Consider the following 18,348-nt stretch of genomic DNA (forward strand, 5'->3'; position numbering starts at 1 on the left):
AGCATACTGTATGAGTCAAAATTCATTAATTGAGATCTTGGAAGCAAATCATTTGCTGCGATCGCCCGATGAAGTTGCCGCCTTTGAACAAACTCTGGTAAAACTTGCCCAAAATCCTGACTCTGCGAACTTGCCCAGCCTGCATCTAATTTTGGATGATGCCTCTCAGCAACCCGAAGTGATGTTTGGGTTAGTTCATTTTTTGGAGTCATTTGATGTGCAAGTGCAGTTGCAGGCATTTATTCAAGTCCTGCCTGATTTAGTTAAACGAGCACCGGAATGGACAACCATTTTGCATTCTCGGATTATGAATGATGCAATTGCGCGATCGATTTTTGAGGAGAAGGTGCGATCGATGAGTGTCCAAGGCTCAAACAGTGATGCTCTCAATCTAGTGCTGTCAAGAAATCCATCATGAAAAACTTAATTGATACCGCAAGAGTAAAGAAGTTTATTGAACATAAAGATCCATTTTCTACTGACGAGGTTCTTAAAAACTTCGCTTACCAACTGTGGGAAACCTTTCAGAGATATGAACTTGAAGATAGTACTTTTGTTACAGAATTAACCAGCGGCTGTCGCGATCGATTGCTACAACGTTACACAGAAATGCTCTTTGCGTGGCATTTTATCCAACTAGGCTTTTCCCCTACATCAAAGGATGAGGGGCCGGACTTGTATGTTGAACATAACGGTAGAAGAATTTGGATTGGAATCATTACGCCTCAGCTTACATCACCTTCAGGAGATGGAGCTGAAGCCCAAGAAGTTGCAAAGGAGATTAAGGATTATCTTGCTCCACTACCAACTGAGCCGAGAAAGATACGTTGTTTAGACTTAGCTATGCTAACAAAGCCAATTTTGTTGCGTTGGACAGCAGCGCTCAAAGAAAAGCGAGAGAAGCTCACCGGAAAGATAATTAAGGGAGTCAATCAACCTGGTTATATAGAAAAGGGCATCGTCAAACCAGAAGATATATACGTGATTGCAATCAACTCAATCTTACTTGGGCATCATGGCTTTGTTGGGATCTCACAATACCCTAATGCTATTGAAGCAACTTTTGCAATTGGTCATATCCAGATAGTCATAAACCGTGAAACATCCAAAGCCATTAGCTCAGAACCATCCTATCGGCCCTATATTATTAATCATAATCAGTCCCATGTCCCAGCAGACAGCTTCTTAAATCCTGATTACAAAGAAGTTAGCGCTCTGATAGCAACTCACGCTGGTTTAGAATTTGCTTGTCCTGAGTTGCCGCTTGTCTTGGTTCACAACCCCTACGCAGTAAACCCCCTTCCCAAACGAATTTTTAAGGCGAGAGAGGAGTATATTGCTGAAGATAAAGGAGATTTTTGGGAAATTAGGAATATGACTAGCAACTGAGTGAAATTGCTTGCTTGTATGATATCTGTCCGCTCACTTTAAGCATGACGCTATCTTAAGTCATTCCCTTTGTCTGCTTTATCGAGTTCCAGGGTCATCACTGCATCCGATTTTTACAAAATGTCTGAGTCTCAAAGGTTACAAGTCTAAGTTTTGGCAAACTTGCGATGAACCACTTCTTGATTGGACTACTCCTCCACAACGATCGCTCACTCTTTTGACTTCAATCTCCATCCTAGTTTGACGACTTGACGGGCACGCGCGATCGCTAGACGATCATCGAAAATCTTTGTGAAGCATGTGATCTGCTCTCAGGCTCATTCGCTTTTTGGAGATCGCACCACCGCCAAAAATTCTTTAACCGCTTGAGGTTGCTCTTGAGGTCGAATGTATTGTGCCAATACTTGTAAGTCAAGGTCTGGGAAAAACTGGCTTCGTACAACTGCTCTAGATTGAGCTTCACGGAGATCATAGAGCGTCAACTGCTGATCTTGCCAGATCAACACCTCCGGAATGCCCAGCCCTTTGTACACTAACAACTTATCGATGCCTCCACTGGTCAAATTGACCTCGATCGCAAGATCCGGCAGTTCCTTAAGTGTTTCCACACAGTAACATTCGTCAGGTTCTAGCCCTCGCGCCTTTGCCTCTCGTCGAAACGTGGTCGAGCCGTAGCCGTGTAGGGGAATGTCAACTTCTTCGGCGTAGCGCTCTAAAAGTCTGGCAATCACCTTTTTCAGCATTTCGTGTTCTGAAGAAGGCATAAAAATCTCCAGTGTTCCTTCGAGGTAGATCAGCCGCAGCCCAGTCTGGTCGCTTAGCGTCGTGAGTAAGTTTTCATATTGCTGCCAGGTCACGCCAGGTAAGATGACTCGTTGTTCTTCAACTGGGTTTGGTGGCTGAATGAGTGAAGTCATAAGACATACAGCTTGGCCGAATCTTTGAATCTATTCTAACGATCGCTCACTCTTTTGACTTCAATCTCCAGCCCAGTTTGACGACTTGACGGGCACGTGCGATCGCTAGACAATCATTCGGCAAATCTTCGCTAATCGTGGAGCCTGCGGCGATCGTCACATCTTCTCCAATCGTTAAGGGTGCAATGAGGGAATTGTTCACGCCTGTTTTGCTGCGATCGCCAATCATCGTTCGATGTTTTTTCACACCGTCGTAGTTGGCTGTAATGGTGCCGCCGCCGATATTTGCTTTTGTGCCAATGGTGGCATCGCCCAGATAAGACAAATGTGCAACGTTGGTCTTATCGCCGATCGTCGTATTCTTCAATTCAACAAAGTTACCAATTCGACAATTAGAACCAACTTCTGCATGACCTTTGAGATGGGCGTAGGGGCCGATCGTCGAATCTGATTTCACCACACTATCTCGAACAACTGAAAAAAGAACGGTTGTATTTTCGCCAATATGACTGTTTTCAATTAAACTTCCCGGCCCAATATGACTTCTGGTTTGAATAATGCTATTGCCGCGTAGATGAGTTTGCGGCTCGATCACTACGTCGGGGTGTAGTTGTACTGTGTCATCGATCGTAATGCTGTCTGGATCAATTAACGTCACGCCCTGCGCCATCCAATCATCTTTGATGCGAGTTTGCAGAATGCTGTAAGCGGTGGCGAGTTGTTTGCGATCGTTAATTCCCAAAATCTCTTGATAATCTTCGACATCGACGGTCATCACAGGATTGAGATAATTCACCGCATCGGTCAGGTAATATTCTTGTTGATCATTGCGAGTCGTCAGTTTGGGCAAAACGTCTGACAAATCTGACCAGCGAAAACAATAAACTCCCGCATTCACACGACGGTTTTGCTTTTGGGCCGGACTACAATCACGATCTTCAACAATTTGGGTTAGCAGATTATTGCCGTCACAAAAAACGCGCCCATAGCCTTTAGGATTAGGAACTTGAGCCGTGAGAATCGTTGCAGCGTTGCCGTGATCTTGATGCGTCTTGAGCAACTGTTGTAACGTCTGAGGTCGCAGCAAAGGCACATCGCCATTCAAGACCAACAAATCGCCCTCAAAGCCTTCTAGATGGGGAAGCAACTGCTGAATTGCGTGTCCGGTTCCCAACTGTTGAGGCTGCTCGACAAATTCTAAGCTCGATCGCTCCCTCAGAGACTCTTGAACAAATTCGCTCCGGTAGCCTACAATCACGAGCCGCCGTGAGGGATGAATCTGTTCGGCATTGTCTAACACCCGCTCAACCAGCGATCGCGCCCCCAGTTGATGAAGGACTTTCGGCAAGTCCGATTTCATGCGCGTTCCCCGCCCCGCCGCCAGAATTGCTACCGCTACCATTGCTATCTCTGTCTGTTTACTCCGAGGAGTATACCGCGCCTGTGGAGATTGGGAGTACTGCGATCGTGACATCCAGAGAAGGCTTTACAAAGCGCTAAACTGGAGAGAAATAGAATCCTACGTGCCCAAGAAGATTCGAGAACTAAAACGTCTATTGCTGCAAGCGGGATTTGACTACCAACCCGGTAAAGGAAGTCATACCAAGTGGTTTCATCCCTTGCTACCTGGCAAACTTACCCTTTCAGGCAGGGATAGTGCGGATGCCAAGCGTTATCAGGAAGACGATGTAGACAACGCACTAAGCCGATTAGCAGAAATTAAAGGAGAACAGGAGGGTCACGAATGAATTCTCACTACACCGTCATTATCCAGTGGTCGAATGAAGATGAGTGTTATGTCGTCAGTCTGCCTGAATGGGGGGAGTTCTGTCATACACACGGTGACACCTATCAAGAGGCGATGCAGAATGCTCATGAAGTTTTAGAACTTTTGATCGACTCTGCAATTCAGAACGGCGAACCGCTTCCTGAACCTAAAACTTTTGGGCAAACCCTACAAATTGCTTGATTGAATTTTCTCTGAACTTAACGCTTTGCTATTTCAAGTCATTGACGATCGACGCTACAATCGATCACTCAGGAAGCAGACCTTCTACTGTCGCTGTACAACAAACTCATATCATTTAGGACTTTGCTCTGTGACTCAGACTAACTCAGACTTTTTGGCGAAAGCTGACCCAGCCATTGCGGAGATGATCCAGCATGAGCTACAACGTCAACGCGATCACCTCGAACTGATTGCCAGCGAAAATTTCACATCGGCGGCGGTGATGGCTGCTCAAGGGTCGGTATTGACCAACAAATACGCCGAAGGCTTGCCCACAAAGCGCTATTACGGCGGCTGTGAATTTGTCGATCGCGTCGAACAACTGGCTATCGATCGGGCAAAACAACTGTTTGGAGCTGCTCACGCTAACGTTCAACCCCACTCTGGAGCGCAGGCCAACTTTGCTGTCTTTCTCTCGCTCTTGAAGCCGGGTGACACGATCATGGGCATGGACTTGTCCCACGGCGGACACCTGACGCATGGGTCTCCCGTAAATGTGTCGGGCAAATGGTTCAACGTGCAGCACTATGGCGTGAGTCAAGAAACAGAAGCGTTGGATTACGATCAGATTCGCGATCTGGCGCTCAAGCATCGTCCCAAACTGCTGATTTGTGGCTATTCTGCTTATCCCAGAATTATTCAGTTTGACAAGTTTAGAGAAATCGCTGACGAGATCGGGGCTTACCTGCTGGCAGACATCGCCCATATTGCTGGACTGGTCGCCACCGGACATCATACCAATCCGATTCCCTTCTGTGATGTGGTCACGACGACGACTCACAAAACTCTACGTGGGCCGAGAGGCGGTTTGATTCTGACTCGCGATGCTGAACTGGGCAAACAGCTTGATAAAGCAGTCTTTCCTGGCTCTCAAGGCGGCCCGCTAGAGCATGTGATTGCTGGAAAAGCGGTTGCCTTTGGGGAAGCGCTCAAGCCCGAATTCAAAACCTACTCCGGTCAGGTGATCGAGAATGCGAAGGCGATGGCGACTCAGCTTCAAAATCGTCAATTCAAGATTGTCTCTGGCGGTACAGACAATCACCTGATGCTGGTTGATTTACGATCGATCGCCATGACGGGCAAAATCGCAGATCAGTTGGTAAGTGGTGTGAATATTACTGCCAACAAAAACACGGTTCCCTTTGATCCCGAATCGCCGTTTGTCACAAGTGGGTTGCGCCTCGGCTCTCCTGCGATGACGACTAGAGGAATGGGCCCGATCGAGTTTACCGAAATTGCCAACATCATCGCCGATCGCCTCCTGTCTCCCGAAGACGATTCAGTGGCTCAGACCTGTCGGCAACGAGTCGCTGCTTTGTGCGATCGCTTCCCGCTCTATCCACATTTAGCCATTCCCGTCCCGGCGATGGTTTAGAACGGTCGATTCGGCATTCAGCGATCGCACGTTAGATCCTCCGGAGATCCAGTTTCACTCTAGGAGAAGGTAAGGGCATCAATCGGTGCCCTTTGTTTTAGGCAGACCGCTTCTACATTAGTCAATGGCACTCATCACTCACTATCAATAGAAATCCTTGACAAATCTTCCAAATTGATTGCGCTTAATAATTCTTTGCTGAGTATCATCTGAAATGTAGTAGACTCTGCCTGACAACTACTGTCCATCCTTACTGCGATTTCAGATGCCCTTTCAGTTGTATCACCTCCTCGCGTTCCTCGTTTCTGTGCTGGTTGTCCTCTGGATGACCCCGATCGTTAAAAAAATCGGCCTTCAAAGCGGACGAGTTGACTTGCCAAACGGTCGTAAAGTTCATCAGCGCCCAATGGTACGCCTGGGGGGAGTTTCGATTTTTTTTGGTGTGGTGGCTGCTTTGCTCGTCGTCTGGTGGACAGGAGGCTTCGGCGTTCTTCCTCCCGGCAAGGAATATGAAGTTTGGGGAGTGACGATCGGCGGACTTGCGTTTTTCTTAATCGGACTCGCAGACGATCTATTTAATTTGTCACCTAAGACTCGGTTAATTTTGCAAGCGATCGTCGCCAGTCTCGCCTGGAAAGCCGGGGTGCAGATTGAGTTTTTGACGAACCCGGTTGAGGGGCTGTTCCCTTTAGCGGATTGGATTAGTCTACCGATTACCGTCATTTGGCTAGTCGGAATGGCTAACGCAATGAATTGGATCGATGGGCTAGATGGGTTAGCGGCCGGAGTTTCGGGCATTGCGGCGGTTGTGATGCTGGTCACTTGCCTGTTTATGCAACAGCCTGCTGCTGCGCTGATTGCTGCTGCCCTCGCGGGCGGATGCTTAGGATTTTTGCGCTACAACTTCAATCCAGCCCAAATCTTTATGGGGGATGGCGGGGCCTATTTCATTGGCTTCACGCTGGCGGGCGTTGGCATTATTGGACTGGTGAAAAGTGTCACCACGGTTGCGGTCTTGTTGCCCTATGTGATTTTGGCGGTGCCGATTTTGGATATGTCTGCGGTGATTCTCGATCGTCTTCGTCGCGGCAAGTCTCCCTTTGTTGCTGACAAGCGTCACCTGCATCACCGTCTACTTAAAGCCGGACTTTCTCATCGGTTAGCGGTTCTGTTTATCTACTCGTTAACACTATGGGTCGGCACACTAGCCCTGGCAGTTTCAGGAATGCCCAGCGGCTTGACCTACGCCCTGGGCGCAACCGTTTTGCTCAGTCTCACGAGTTGGCAAGTTTGGCGAACCGCGAGGTGAGGGGCGGGTGAAAGATGAGGGATGAGGGATGAGGGATGAAAAGGAATTCTTGGTGTTGTATCAAGAAGTGCTTTTCTAATCTATGCTTCAAGAAGTCGCTAGATATCTGATTTGCTCTACTAGATGTCAGAACGTGACTCAAACGTCAAGGCCCTTTCATCCCTCATCCCTGTTTACTTATGAGTGCAGAAATTATCAGTGTCGGGACTGAGCTACTGCTGGGGGATATTCTCAACTCGAATGCTCAGTTTTTGGCGCAGGAGTTGGCTGAGTTGGGCATTCCTCACTACTATCAGACCGTGGTAGGGGATAACGTCGATCGCCTCAAACAAGCCATTTCGATCGCCAGCGATCGCGCCCAGATTCTGATTTTTACAGGAGGATTGGGGCCAACGCCGGATGATTTGACGACAGAAACGATCGCCAGTTTTTTTGATACGCCTCTGGTCGAAAGACCCGAAATCGTTGCAGACATTCAACAAAAGTTTGCAGAACGCGGGCGTGAGATGACTGACAACAACCGCAAGCAGGCCCTACTTCCTCAAGGGGCTGAGGTTTTGCCCAACCCAGTAGGAAGTGCGCCGGGAATGATTTGGCAGGTGCGTCTTCGAGATACCCGCGACGAGTCACAGCTAACCCTATTGACCTTTCCGGGAGTGCCCGTTGAGATGCGGGAAATGTGGCAACAAACGGCGGTTCCCTTTCTCAAAACTCAGGGCTGGGGGCGGGAAATCATTGTCAGTCGCCTGCTGAAATTTTTGGGCATCTCCGAATCATCTCTAGCCGAAAAGGTCGCTGACTTCTTTGAGCTAGACAATCCTACCGTTGCGCCCTACGCCAATTTTGGAGAAGTAAAGCTGCGAGTTTCTGCTAGGGCGGCCTCATCAGAAGCCGCTCGTCAAATCATCGAACCCGTCGAACAGCAGCTATTACAAATCGGCGGACTGGACTGCTACGGCACTAATCAAGAGTCACTGGCTTCTGTCGTCGGTGACCTGCTCAAAATCACCCAAACGACTCTTAGCGTCGCTGAATCCTGCACTGGGGGAGGCTTGGGACAAATGCTGACAAGCGTTTCAGGAAGCTCTAGCTATTTTTGGGGCGGCATTATTTCTTACGACAATTCGGTTAAAGAAACCCTGTTGGGAGTTGATCCCAAGGTGCTGTCAGAATTTGGAGCCGTCAGTAATCAGGTCGCTGAACAAATGGCCGTAGGGGTACGATCACGCCTCAATACCACCTGGGGACTTAGCATCACAGGCATTGCGGGCCCCGATGGTGGCACCGAGACCAAACCCGTCGGATTGGTCTACATCGGATTGGCCGGCCCCGAAACCGAAGTCACGAGTTTTGCCTACCGCTTTGGCGCACGAGGACGCGACTGGGTAAGACAAGTGAGCGCCTGTACTGCTCTCGACCAACTACGCCGCAAATTGTTAACAGAACCTTTACCTGAGAGGGATCCTTCTTGATCTCTGGGGATCATTCGTTATGATTGAAGTAGGCATCGGAAAATTTACAGGGATGACCCTTGGCTTTCCGGTTTTCCCCTGTTAAGATCTAGTTAGATTTCTGTAAAGTATTAGTATTGTCTGAGTCAAGCTTGGGCAATCCTGAAGAAGTCCAAGCGATATCGAAGGAGCTGTCAGTTCAATGGATTACATTGAAAAGGTGCTGGAAAAGTTAAAGGAAATGACCCGCAGACTGATTGAAGCGCTGCTAGGGCCAGAAGTTCAGCCAGAAATGGAACCAATCCCGATTCCTGTAAACGATCCCCAGCGTCGTCGGTAATATTCCGTTCTGACAGATCAGTTGCACAATATTTTGGTTCTCCACGGGCCGAACTTAAATCTTCTGGGCAAACGAGAGCCAGGAATTTATGGGTCAGTCACGCTGGAGCAAATTAATCAAATGCTTGATCGCGAGTCTCAAGCCCTGCAAGCGACCATTCTAGTGCTGCAATCGAACCACGAAGGCGTTTTGATTGATGCGATTCATGAAGCGATCGGTCAGCATCAGGGTCTCTTGATCAATGCAGGTGCCTACACGCACACGAGTATTGGGCTGAGGGATGCGATCGCCGCCGTCAACCTTCCTACGGTTGAGGTTCATCTCAGCAACATTTATAAGCGTGAAGCCTTCCGTCATCATTCCTACATTGCTCCTGTTGCGATCGGTCAGATCAGCGGATTTGGTGCCGAAAGTTACCGTTTAGGCTTACATGCCCTGGTAAATTACCTCAAGCAGTCTCCGTAGTTCAATCAAGAAATTTGTTCAATCAAGAAATTTTAGTTTTTTAAGTAGATTTTTAAGTAAAGACGTTGGCAGCAGCGTCTTTCTTTGTTTTTACAGTTTGTTTTTGAAAGCTACTTCTGCAAGGTGCGATGGAAAACACAGTCTATCTGGCAGTCAACGGTACTCTGATGAGAGGGCTAGAACTCAACCAAAACCTGCACTCAATTGGGGCAGCCTTTGTGCGAGAAACTTCGACTGAAGCGGCTTATCGAATCTGGTCGATCGGCGATCGTCATCCCGCAATGCTAAAAGTGTCTCAGGAAGGCGTGTCTGTTGCGGTTGAGGTGTGGGCGGTTCCTGTCGGTGGACTGAGTACGCTGCTAATCTCAGAGCCACCTGGACTGTGTATTGGCAAGGTCAAGTTATCTGATGGGGAGGAGGTTCTGGGAGTGTTGGGCGAACCCTTTCTTTGTGAAGGTGAGCAAGAAATCACTCAATGGGGTGGCTGGCGAGCTTATATAGAACGCGACTTGTAGCACGATTAGGACGAATGGCAAGCCTAATGTTTGTGGTGTGATGAAACGGTTATGACAGACAAGATAAACTCGGCAGAATATGTCGATCTGATGGCAGCCGTGGTCGGTTTGCCCCTTAATCCAGACTATCGATCGGGTGTAATCGCCAACTTTGAACGAATTCAAACGATCGCTCAACTGGTGATGGAGTTTCCTCTTCCCGAAACGGTGGAAGCTGCTCCGGTGTTTGAGCCATGAATTACGCCAATCTGGACGCAACTCAAATTTCTGAATTGGTGCGATCGCGACAAGTGTCTGCAAAAACGATCGTATCTGAAGCGCTGGCTCGCATTGCCAATCTTGACAAACTTTACAACTGTTTCACCACAGTTTTGGCGGAGTCGGCTTTGCAAGAGGCAGAACGGGTGGATGAAGCGATCGCCGATGGAAAAGATCCAGGCATCCTGGCGGGTGTGCCGTTTGCGGTCAAGGATTTGTTTGACATTGCTGGAGTGACGACGCTGGCAGGTTCTAAGATTAATGCCGAAAGACCGCCTGCGTCTCAAGATGCCGCTTTGGTGGAGCGACTCAAGCAAGCGGGAGCCATTCTGATCGGTGGCTTGAATATGGATGAGTACGCCTACGGGTTCACTACCGAAAATTCTCACTATGGCCCGGCTCACAATCCTCATAACTTAGAACGGATGACGGGCGGATCTTCGGGTGGATCGGCGGCCGCGATCGCTTCTGGTTTGGTGCCGATTACCCTGGGATCAGATACCAATGGCTCGATTCGCGTGCCGTCTGCTCTGTGCGGGATTTTTGGTCTGAAGCCGACTTATGGACGACTGTCTCGATCGGGCGCGTATCTATTTTCTAGCAGCTTTGATCATTTGGGGCCGTTTGCGCGATCGGTTCGTGACATCGCCACGGTTTTTGATTTGCTGCAAGGAGAAGATCCCAGCGATCCAGTTTGCACAAAGCGTCCTCCTGACTTGTGCGCTCCGGAGTTGGCGAAGGGAACAGACGGATTGAGGATTGCCGTTGCGGACGATTATTTTGCCAGAGGTGCCCAGCCTGAAGTGTTTGCCGCCGTCGAAAAAGTGGCGCAGGCGTTGGGTGTGACTCGACGGGTGACGATTCCAGAAGCACATCGGGCTAGATCTGCGGCGTTTGTGATTACCTCCTGTGAAGGGGCAAATTTACACTTTGCTGATCTAAAAAGCCGCCCTCAAGACTTTGACGAAGCAACGCGCGATCGCTTTTTGGCCGGCTGTCTCGTCCCCGGCACCTGGTATCAGCAAGCTCAACGATTTCGCAGTTGGTATCGCGATCGCGTGCGTGAACTCTTTCAAGATGTGGATGTTATTCTGGCTCCCACAACTCCTTGTGCGGCTCCGCTGATCGGACAGGAACACATTGAATTAGATCACGTCAAAGTGCTTACCCGTCCCAATTTGGGGATGTTTACTCAACCGCTTTCTTTTATTGGGTTGCCGATCATTTCGGTGCCGATTCAGCGATCGGGTCAGTTACCGTTGGGTGTGCAGATTGTGGCGGCTCCCTACAACGAAGCTTTGATTTTGCGGGTAGCTTCCGAATTGGAGGCACAAGGAATTGTTTCTGCTCCTGTGGTGGGTCAGTCCGTAAAATGAAAACCATCCATTCCCAAAGTCGGGAGTCTAGAATCACTTAATTTCTCATCTCTTTATGAAAAAAACAGTCGTTGTGGGTTCCTTGCTGATGTTGACGATCGGGCTTGGCGTAAAGCCCTTCATTCCTGCGGTGTCGGCTAAACCGAATACGATCGCCCAAGCTGCGAAGCCTACCGTCACCCCGCCCAAAATAGAATTGTTGACTCCGGGGGCACAGCCTCAGCAACCCTTGCGATTTAAGCCGATCGTCAACCAAAAAGAAACGGCAACCATGACGCTCAACATGGACATGAAGATGTCGTTTGGCGGCAACTCCATTCCTTCAAAGCTCCCCTCGACTGTGATGAAGATGGAAACTGTGGTGACAAAAGTTGATGCCAATGGCGATATTCACTACAGCTTTCGCTACACCGATGTCGATCTGATGGACAATGCGTCTCTGCCGCCTGCGGTGATCAAGCAACTGCGCGAACAGATGAAGCGGATGGTTGGGCTGAGTGGCTCATTTGTGGTTAACGATCGCGGTCAAACCAAGTCAGGCAATTTCGTAATTCCACCGGGGATTGATAGCAGAACTCGCCAAATGTTGGAGCAGATGTCTCAGTCGCTCGATCAATTTTCTTCCCCCTTGCCGGATGTGGCGGTAGGAGTGGGTGCCCAATGGCGAGTCGCAATGCCCATGACTCTAAATGGAGTTGCTGTCAACCAGACCGCAAACTATGAGCTAGTCAGTCTAAAAGATGGCGTGGCAACCCTAAAAGTTGCCCTGGTGCAGCAGGCAAATCCTCAAAAGCTCATGACTCCTGGAATGCCCAAAGGCGTAGAGATGACGCTCAAATCTCTCAATTCCACTGGACAAGGACAGACAATGCTTCGGCTCGATCGCCTTCTGCCCACCGATTCGAGTATTTCGCTCACCTCAAATGCCCAGATGCAAACCACCAATCCGCGATCGACTCAACCGATGACGATCGGCACCGAAACCCAAATGGAAATGACCTTCGGCTCAAAATAGCATTCTGTACGAACTGCGTCCTTCCCAAGAATCTCTTTAATTGACTTATAATGGGCCTTCCCTGAATTTGTCTGAGTTCAACTGACCAGCGGCTCAGGCTAAGATCAAAATAAAGGGATTGAGAGCGGTCATGCAATTTATCGATCAGGCAGAAATTCAAGTGCAGGCGGGGGATGGAGGCGATGGGATTGTCGCCTTTCGTCGCGAAAAGTATGTGCCTGCGGGTGGCCCGTCGGGTGGCAACGGTGGACGAGGCGGTTCGATCATTTTTAAGGCGGAAGCAAACCTGCAAACCCTACTGGACTTCCGCTATAGCCGTTTGTTTAAGGCAGAAAATGGTCAGCGGGGCGGCAGCAACAATAAAACAGGCGCATCGGGCGATGATTTGATGATTGAAGTTCCCTGTGGCACCGTGATTTATGATGCCGAATGCGATCGTATCATCGGTGACTTGACCAACCCAGGCGAAACGCTGCTAATCGCGCAAGGGGGACGAGGCGGATTGGGCAATCATTGTTTTTTGAGCAACCGCAACCGCGCCCCCGAAAATGCCTTCCCAGGACAGCCCGGCGAAAACCGCTTCTTGAGACTAGAGTTAAAACTGCTGGCAGAAGTTGGCATTATTGGCTTGCCCAACGCCGGAAAATCGACGCTCATTTCTGCGCTGTCTGCGGCTCGTCCCAAAATTGCTGATTATCCCTTCACGACGCTGGTTCCCAATCTGGGTGTCGTCAGAAAGCCCACGGGAGACGGAACGGTATTTGCGGACATTCCTGGACTGATTGAAGGGGCGCACACGGGCGCAGGTTTGGGTCACGACTTTTTGCGACACATTGAGCGAACTCGGTTGCTCTTGCATTTAGTAGACGCGACTTCTGAAACGGCGATCGCCGACTACCAAACTATCCAACAAGAACTCAAAGCCTACGGACGAGGATTAAGCGATCGCCCTCAAATTCTCGCCCTCAACAAAATTGACGCAGTAGACGACGAAGACTTGCAGGCACTCCTCACTGAATTTCAACAGTTGACTCAAGCTACAGTTTTTACGATCTCGGCCGTCACCCGCGCCAATTTAGACACCCTTCTCAATCAAGTTTGGCAAGGATTGGATGCCATTCAAGCCGCAGAAAAAGCTGAGTTAGAAGTGTTGGTCGGTGGGTAGAGAGGGGAGCGATCGCCTTTTCGGGAGCGACTCTCTCTATAAGAGTTTGCAAGAGCTTGCAGAACGGGATGGTATTTCTATTGATCAATTCATCTCAACAACAGTTGCAGAGAAGATTGCTGCATCAATCGATCGCGATTTAGAGGAATTGTCACAGCGAGGTAGCCGAGCAAACTATGATGCAGTTTTAACGTGAATTCGATGAGGTTTTTTTGCTTCGTTCTTCAGCGCTTCTGCCCCCCAACCCCCCAACTTTGGGGGACTTTCAGACAAGATCTTGGGTTCAAAGTCCCTCACTCGTGGGGGATTTAGGGGGTTGCCTGGATTCACAACCGCAGCGAAAGATTTCATCGAATTCACGTCAGTTTTAGCAGAAGTGTCTGACGTTGAGCCAGAACCTTATGACCAGTTAGTTACCGCTGGACTAAGGAGTGTATTCACTGTGGTCTAAAAAACTTGGCATTGCTGAATCCGGTCTAAATCGTCGAGATTGAAAGTCTGGCAGTCCCCTCAAATTGCAGGATTGGGAGGCAAATTCACCATCCTTCAATGCCAAAAATTCAATAAACCTTGAATAACATAATCTAACATTCCACCGAGCGCCATGCTGTTGAGCGAGATGTTTGATTAGTTGAGATAAATGACGATGAGTAAATAGGGTCGCTACATCGTAGAAGCGCTCTCTGCTCTGCTAATCATTTGTGCAACTTCTTTGTTGGTGTTTAGACTCATGATCTCCATCTCTGGATGTTGTCTCTTAAACACGCGAAAAACTTCATCTGCAAATGCTTGTCCGATCGCTTCCACATCAGAGAAATCAAAAATAGCCACTTTGAACTTATCAACTCCTGTTACTAGCCTTTTGGCTTGAGATCGTGATACTAATCTTTCATCTCCATATTGAGCTAGACGCACAGGAACGACTGTTTTTGTAAGTGCATAATCGTCACCTGATGAGAAGTTATCAAATACTTGTTTTGAACTTCTCGACGTGTTGTTATTGAGCTTCATGGAAACGGTCCTTCCAGGGATGAGATTACGTCGCTCTAAAATCCAATCTTCTGATTCATTGAATTCGTGAGAAAAATAGACATTGCCAGAGAAGATATTAAACTCGTCAAACATTCGTGATGTAAAAAAGATGCCTTGACCACTATGCCGCTCTGGGTCAGTTGTCAGTTTACCCTTGGCTAGTTCAAGTACTGCATGACGCTCATCATTGAGGTGTAACGCTCTCTGAATCTTCTTAAAAATTCCTTCTCCATCGTCACAGATGATGATTTCAGTATCAACTGCTGTTTTCTTGACTTGAATACTTACTTCTGTACCGGATGAGTGATCAATGGCATTGTTCAGCATCTTAGAACCTTTAACCACGATCGCGTTTTGCTTAACTAAAAGTTGAATATGTTTGTTAACGGCTTGTCTAGTAATGCCAAATTCTTGAGAGGTTAAAGTGGCAACATCCTCTGGATGATCTTCTACATTCATCAAGATAAACTGACGAATCTGTTCACCGCGCTTACGAACCTTTACCACTAGCGCTTATTTCTCCTGAGTGTCAACCTTTGCTCTCTTTATAGCCAACCTTACATTCTGTGTTGTCAACTTTTCGACTAGCAGAGTGTTTTTAATTCTCTAGTCCCACATCGCCTTCTGCGGGTTGAGCAATCTTTTCTCCTAATCGAGGTTCTGTCCCGGCTAACAGGCGTTGAATGTTGGTGCGATGTCGCCAGATGACATAGAAACCACCCGCGATCGCAAACAACCCATAAGCTAACGGCTGACCCAACACAACCATCATCACCATAACCGCCAGGGCACCTGCGATCGAGCTTATCGACACAATTCGAGTGATTGCCAAACTCAACGCAAACACGCCCAGCGTACTCAACCCAACTCGCCAATCCATTGCCAACAACACGCCCAAACTCGTTGCGACTGACTTGCCACCTGTGAAGTTGAGCCACACCGATTTGCTGTGACCCAAAAGGGCCATTAGTCCCGCCAGCGTCACGATCCAGGGCTGCCAGTTGGCGAAATTTACATCGACGATCTTGGTGTAGTACAGCCATCCGGGGAGGTGCGTGAAGGCAAAGTGAACGGCGGTGATCGCCAGCGCTCCCTTGCCAATATCGACCAGTAAAACAAAGGCTGCCGGAAGTTTGCCCACGGTTCGCAAAACATTTGTCGCCCCCGTTGACCCTGATCCTTCTTGCCGAATATCAATGCCTTTGACAACTCGCCCGACCCAGTAGCCTGTCGGAGTCGAACCCAGCAAATAAGCGAGAAGGAGCAGCAGTCCATTGTTGATGTACCAGGGAAGCATAGGGTCAATAGAGATAGGTCTGTTGCATCTGTTGAGGACTGGGCGCAAAGGCGATCCACATTGGAAATTGCAGCATTGCGAGACTGATCAGTTCTTCGGTTTCGTCGATCACGATCAAGGGCAGCAGACCGTCTTTGACTAAGCGATCGGCTTTCAGTGCCAACGGTTCGGGAGTCTCAAACAGGGTGAGGCCGCGATCGCTGCCAAAATCACTGCGCGACACACCGAGACAATCTTGTAGCCCACGTCGCCATTCGCCCAATCGCTCTGGAGAGTTGGCGAGAATTAAGGTACGAAGGCGATCGCCATAGAGGTTGTACAAAATAGAAATCGCTGCTGAAGCCACCAGAATGTTTTGTAGCCGCGAACCCATTGTCCGAACGGCTCCTCGACCACCCTGAGTCAAAAACCAGTTAGACACTCGCTCGGCGTGAATCGGCTCAAAGGTGCGGCGTAGCTTCCAGACGGGGCCATAGTAGTCGGGCTGATTGCGAAACTGATCGATCAAACTGCGAATCTTTTGCGTCTGATCTTGAAAACTCTGGTCAGCAAATTTGGGAGTTGAGGAACGACCCCTTGCGGGTAACTCGAAGAGATCGCTCTTCTTCTCAACCGTTGGGACGACTTGTTCGGGCGCTTCTGGAATCTGCAATTCTAACTGTTCTGCGGCTAAGGCAAGATCCTGTAAACTGCCTACCAGATAGTCTTTGAAGCTCTGGACGCGAATGGCGATTTCTTGAGATGAGCCAGCAAACGTCGTCCGCATCTCGTTGCGAATCCGTTCTTGACGGCGTTCTAGCTGCTCGACCGAGACCTGCAACGTTTGGCGACGGCGTTCTAGATCACTCAGCCCATCTTTAACCAGCTTGCTCAAAACAGACTGTGCCTCTGAGATTTGGGCTTGCAGTTGGTCACGGGTCGATCGCAGCGCCGCAATTTCTCTTTCTAACTCAGCCGTTTGAAGTGCGTTGGTCTCCTGAGAAGCGTCCGGCTCGGCTGGCTTGCTCACCAATCCCAAATCAGGCAAAGGCTGTAAATTTTCGGCAGCGTCGATCCCTTGCGGGTAACTCGAAGAGATCGCAGAATCTTCATCGTCTGGCATTTGGGGCGGAAACTCATCGGAATTCATAGCAGACCAGGGAGTAGGGAAAGTCAGGAAACAGAATTTTTAGGAAATCGTTGCTCTAAAACAGGGCGAAGGGTTTTGGGATCAAAAATAATCGGCAGAAAGTGGATACTGTTGACTTCTTTGAAGTAGAAGAGAATCGGGACGGGAGACCAAAAAATCTCCCAATTTTGCCAATCTCGATAAGGAAATCGACGAATCAGCTTATCACCTCTAAAGATGTCGAGATCCGTCGGCGTAAATTTTAGGCGCAGCGTCACCGCCTGAATCATCAAAAACAGCCCAAACAGTCCGATCGCCAGCGCTACCCAGACCTGAACCCACACAATCGCAATCGCCGCCAACACCAGCACGATCGGAATGTTGTAGCTCGGAGCCAGCTCGACGGTTTGATCCGACGCAAAAGAGGCAGTCATGGCGTTTCTCCCACTACTTACGGCACTTTACTTATTCTAAAGACCAATGGCGATCGCAGAGAAATTCTGAAGAAAATAGGGAGATGGCGCGAAGGGGGAAGGGCAAAGGGTGAAATAAAGGTTCGATCTTCTTCCAGATCTGACTTTTTGAGGCTTCTCTATGACATGGCAGCGTCCTGATGGCCGACGACCCGATCAACTGCGTCCCGTTTTGTTTGAGCGCAGGTTTACCAAGTTTGCGGCGGGGTCGGTGTTGGCAAAGTGTGGAGAAACTCAAGTGCTGTGTACGGTGACGATTCAGCCCAAGGTGCCGCGATTTTTGGTGGGCAAAGGTCAGGGTTGGTTGACAGCAGAATATCGGATGTTGCCCGGTGCCACGCCCGAACGTCAGGAACGAGAGTTTCTCAAACTGTCTGGTCGGACTCAAGAAATTCAGCGCTTGATTGGGCGAAGTTTGCGTTCAACCTTGGATATGGAAGCCCTGGGAGAACGTACCCTGACGATCGATGCCGATGTGCTGCAAGCCGACGCCGGGACGCGCACAACTGCCATTACAGGCGGATTTGTTGCCCTGCAAGACGCGATCGATCAGCTACTCAACCAGGGAGAACTGGAGCGATCGCCGATTATTCATCAAGTGGCTGCCGTCTCGGTTGGCTTACTCGAAGGGGAACCGTTTCTTGACCTGGACTACACCGAAGATGTGACAGCCGAAGTGGATTGCAATGTGGTGATGAACGAGTCGCTTAACGTGATCGAAGTGCAAGGCACCGCCGAGTCGGGGAGCTTTAGTCGGACGCAGTTAGATCAAATTATGAACTTCGCTGAGAAGGGGATTCAAGACTTGCTAGAATTGCAGCGTCAGACCTATCAGCCGTAATGTTTCTGACCTGA

21 protein-coding genes are annotated in these 18,348 nt (G+C 49.1%); 15 read left to right on the top strand and 6 right to left on the bottom strand.

Annotation, left to right across the window (positions count from 1 at the left end; genetic code table 11):
• Nucleotides 1-10: 10 nt before the first annotated feature.
• Together ACJ2PR_RS00275 and ACJ2PR_RS00280 are read left to right on the top strand one after the other, a co-directional pair.
• Nucleotides 11-418, top strand: a complete 408-nt coding sequence (locus ACJ2PR_RS00275; RefSeq protein ID WP_446875501.1) for an Imm30 family immunity protein — start codon at nucleotides 11-13, stop codon at nucleotides 416-418.
• Entirely contained in the window at nucleotides 415-1,389 is a 975-nt protein-coding gene (locus tag ACJ2PR_RS00280) for a hypothetical protein (protein ID WP_446875502.1), read from the top strand. Before ACJ2PR_RS00275 ends, ACJ2PR_RS00280 begins: the two co-directional genes overlap by 4 nt.
• A 317-nt stretch (nucleotides 1,390-1,706) precedes the next feature.
• Here the strand turns inward: ACJ2PR_RS00280 and ACJ2PR_RS00285 are convergent, their stop codons facing one another.
• On the bottom strand, nucleotides 1,707-2,306 hold the full coding sequence (locus ACJ2PR_RS00285) for a Uma2 family endonuclease (protein ID WP_446875503.1): 600 nt from the start codon (nucleotides 2,304-2,306) through the stop codon (nucleotides 1,707-1,709).
• 46 nt (nucleotides 2,307-2,352) lie between these two features.
• Nucleotides 2,353-3,708, bottom strand: coding sequence for a bifunctional UDP-N-acetylglucosamine diphosphorylase/glucosamine-1-phosphate N-acetyltransferase GlmU (gene glmU / locus ACJ2PR_RS00290; RefSeq protein WP_446866182.1), 1,356 nt, complete (start codon nucleotides 3,706-3,708; stop codon nucleotides 2,353-2,355).
• On the opposite strand from glmU, the gene ACJ2PR_RS00295 reads away from it, so the two are divergent.
• The 12 genes from ACJ2PR_RS00295 to obgE all read left to right on the top strand — a co-directional run bounded on the left by ACJ2PR_RS00295 (nucleotide 3,665) and on the right by obgE (nucleotide 13,583).
• A complete protein-coding gene (locus tag ACJ2PR_RS00295) occupies nucleotides 3,665-4,054 on the top strand; it encodes a type II toxin-antitoxin system HicA family toxin (RefSeq protein ID WP_446866183.1) in 390 nt (129 codons plus the stop codon). The genes glmU and ACJ2PR_RS00295 overlap by 44 nt on opposite strands.
• Complete coding sequence (locus tag ACJ2PR_RS00300; protein ID WP_446866184.1) at nucleotides 4,051-4,275, top strand: type II toxin-antitoxin system HicB family antitoxin; 225 nt, start codon at nucleotides 4,051-4,053, stop codon at nucleotides 4,273-4,275. The genes ACJ2PR_RS00295 and ACJ2PR_RS00300 overlap by 4 nt, the downstream gene beginning before the upstream one ends.
• Before the next feature lie 130 nt (nucleotides 4,276-4,405).
• Nucleotides 4,406-5,689, top strand: a complete 1,284-nt coding sequence (gene glyA / locus ACJ2PR_RS00305) for a serine hydroxymethyltransferase (protein WP_446875504.1) — start codon at nucleotides 4,406-4,408, stop codon at nucleotides 5,687-5,689.
• Nucleotides 5,690-5,954: 265 nt separating this feature from the next.
• A complete protein-coding gene (locus ACJ2PR_RS00310; RefSeq protein ID WP_446858481.1) occupies nucleotides 5,955-6,998 on the top strand; it encodes a glycosyltransferase family 4 protein in 1,044 nt (347 codons plus the stop codon).
• A gap of 179 nt (nucleotides 6,999-7,177) precedes the next feature.
• A complete protein-coding gene (locus ACJ2PR_RS00315; RefSeq protein WP_446875505.1) occupies nucleotides 7,178-8,470 on the top strand; it encodes a competence/damage-inducible protein A in 1,293 nt (430 codons plus the stop codon).
• A gap of 181 nt (nucleotides 8,471-8,651) precedes the next feature.
• Nucleotides 8,652-8,789 carry a hypothetical protein gene (locus ACJ2PR_RS00320; RefSeq protein WP_446858483.1) on the top strand — a complete coding sequence of 46 codons (138 nt, stop codon included), beginning with the start codon at nucleotides 8,652-8,654 and terminating at the stop codon, nucleotides 8,787-8,789.
• A gap of 21 nt (nucleotides 8,790-8,810) precedes the next feature.
• Nucleotides 8,811-9,254: a type II 3-dehydroquinate dehydratase gene (aroQ, locus tag ACJ2PR_RS00325; protein ID WP_446858484.1), complete on the top strand. Its 444-nt coding sequence runs from the start codon at nucleotides 8,811-8,813 to the stop codon at nucleotides 9,252-9,254.
• A 128-nt stretch (nucleotides 9,255-9,382) separates the two neighbouring features.
• The gene (locus ACJ2PR_RS00330) at nucleotides 9,383-9,769 is read left to right on the top strand and encodes an allophanate hydrolase-related protein (RefSeq protein WP_446875506.1); all 387 of its coding nucleotides are present in this window, start codon (nucleotides 9,383-9,385) and stop codon (nucleotides 9,767-9,769) included.
• A gap of 51 nt (nucleotides 9,770-9,820) precedes the next feature.
• Nucleotides 9,821-10,006 (top strand): DUF4089 domain-containing protein, encoded by a 186-nt coding sequence (locus ACJ2PR_RS00335; RefSeq protein ID WP_446866189.1) that lies wholly within the window; start codon nucleotides 9,821-9,823, stop codon nucleotides 10,004-10,006.
• Nucleotides 10,003-11,403 carry an AtzE family amidohydrolase gene (locus ACJ2PR_RS00340; RefSeq protein WP_446875507.1) on the top strand — a complete coding sequence of 467 codons (1,401 nt, stop codon included), beginning with the start codon at nucleotides 10,003-10,005 and terminating at the stop codon, nucleotides 11,401-11,403. The genes ACJ2PR_RS00335 and ACJ2PR_RS00340 overlap by 4 nt, the downstream gene beginning before the upstream one ends.
• 55 nt (nucleotides 11,404-11,458) lie before the next feature.
• Nucleotides 11,459-12,418, top strand: coding sequence for a DUF6263 family protein (locus ACJ2PR_RS00345; protein ID WP_446875508.1), 960 nt, complete (start codon nucleotides 11,459-11,461; stop codon nucleotides 12,416-12,418).
• Between the two features lie 130 nt (nucleotides 12,419-12,548).
• Nucleotides 12,549-13,583: a GTPase ObgE gene (obgE, locus tag ACJ2PR_RS00350; protein ID WP_446858489.1), complete on the top strand. Its 1,035-nt coding sequence runs from the start codon at nucleotides 12,549-12,551 to the stop codon at nucleotides 13,581-13,583.
• Nucleotides 13,584-14,246: 663 nt separating this feature from the next.
• Here the strand turns inward: obgE and ACJ2PR_RS00355 are convergent.
• From ACJ2PR_RS00355 to ACJ2PR_RS00370, 4 genes are all read right to left on the bottom strand, one after another.
• Nucleotides 14,247-15,122, bottom strand: a complete 876-nt coding sequence (locus ACJ2PR_RS00355; RefSeq protein ID WP_446875509.1) for an STAS-like domain-containing protein — start codon at nucleotides 15,120-15,122, stop codon at nucleotides 14,247-14,249.
• A 91-nt stretch (nucleotides 15,123-15,213) separates the two neighbouring features.
• Nucleotides 15,214-15,912 carry a glycerol-3-phosphate 1-O-acyltransferase PlsY gene (gene plsY / locus ACJ2PR_RS00360; protein ID WP_446875510.1) on the bottom strand — a complete coding sequence of 233 codons (699 nt, stop codon included), beginning with the start codon at nucleotides 15,910-15,912 and terminating at the stop codon, nucleotides 15,214-15,216.
• 4 nt (nucleotides 15,913-15,916) lie between these two features.
• Nucleotides 15,917-17,041, bottom strand: a complete 1,125-nt coding sequence (locus ACJ2PR_RS00365; protein ID WP_446875511.1) for a DUF3086 domain-containing protein — start codon at nucleotides 17,039-17,041, stop codon at nucleotides 15,917-15,919.
• Nucleotides 17,042-17,064: 23 nt separating this feature from the next.
• A complete protein-coding gene (locus tag ACJ2PR_RS00370) occupies nucleotides 17,065-17,454 on the bottom strand; it encodes a DUF3119 family protein (protein ID WP_446858493.1) in 390 nt (129 codons plus the stop codon).
• Between the two features lie 160 nt (nucleotides 17,455-17,614).
• Here ACJ2PR_RS00370 and rph point away from each other — a divergent pair, with 160 nt between their 5' ends.
• The gene (gene rph / locus ACJ2PR_RS00375; RefSeq protein ID WP_446875512.1) at nucleotides 17,615-18,334 is read left to right on the top strand and encodes a ribonuclease PH; all 720 of its coding nucleotides are present in this window, start codon (nucleotides 17,615-17,617) and stop codon (nucleotides 18,332-18,334) included.
• The last annotated feature ends 14 nt before the right edge of the window (nucleotides 18,335-18,348 follow it).

The sequence above is a fragment of the Phormidesmis sp. 146-33 genome (genome assembly GCF_052939515.1).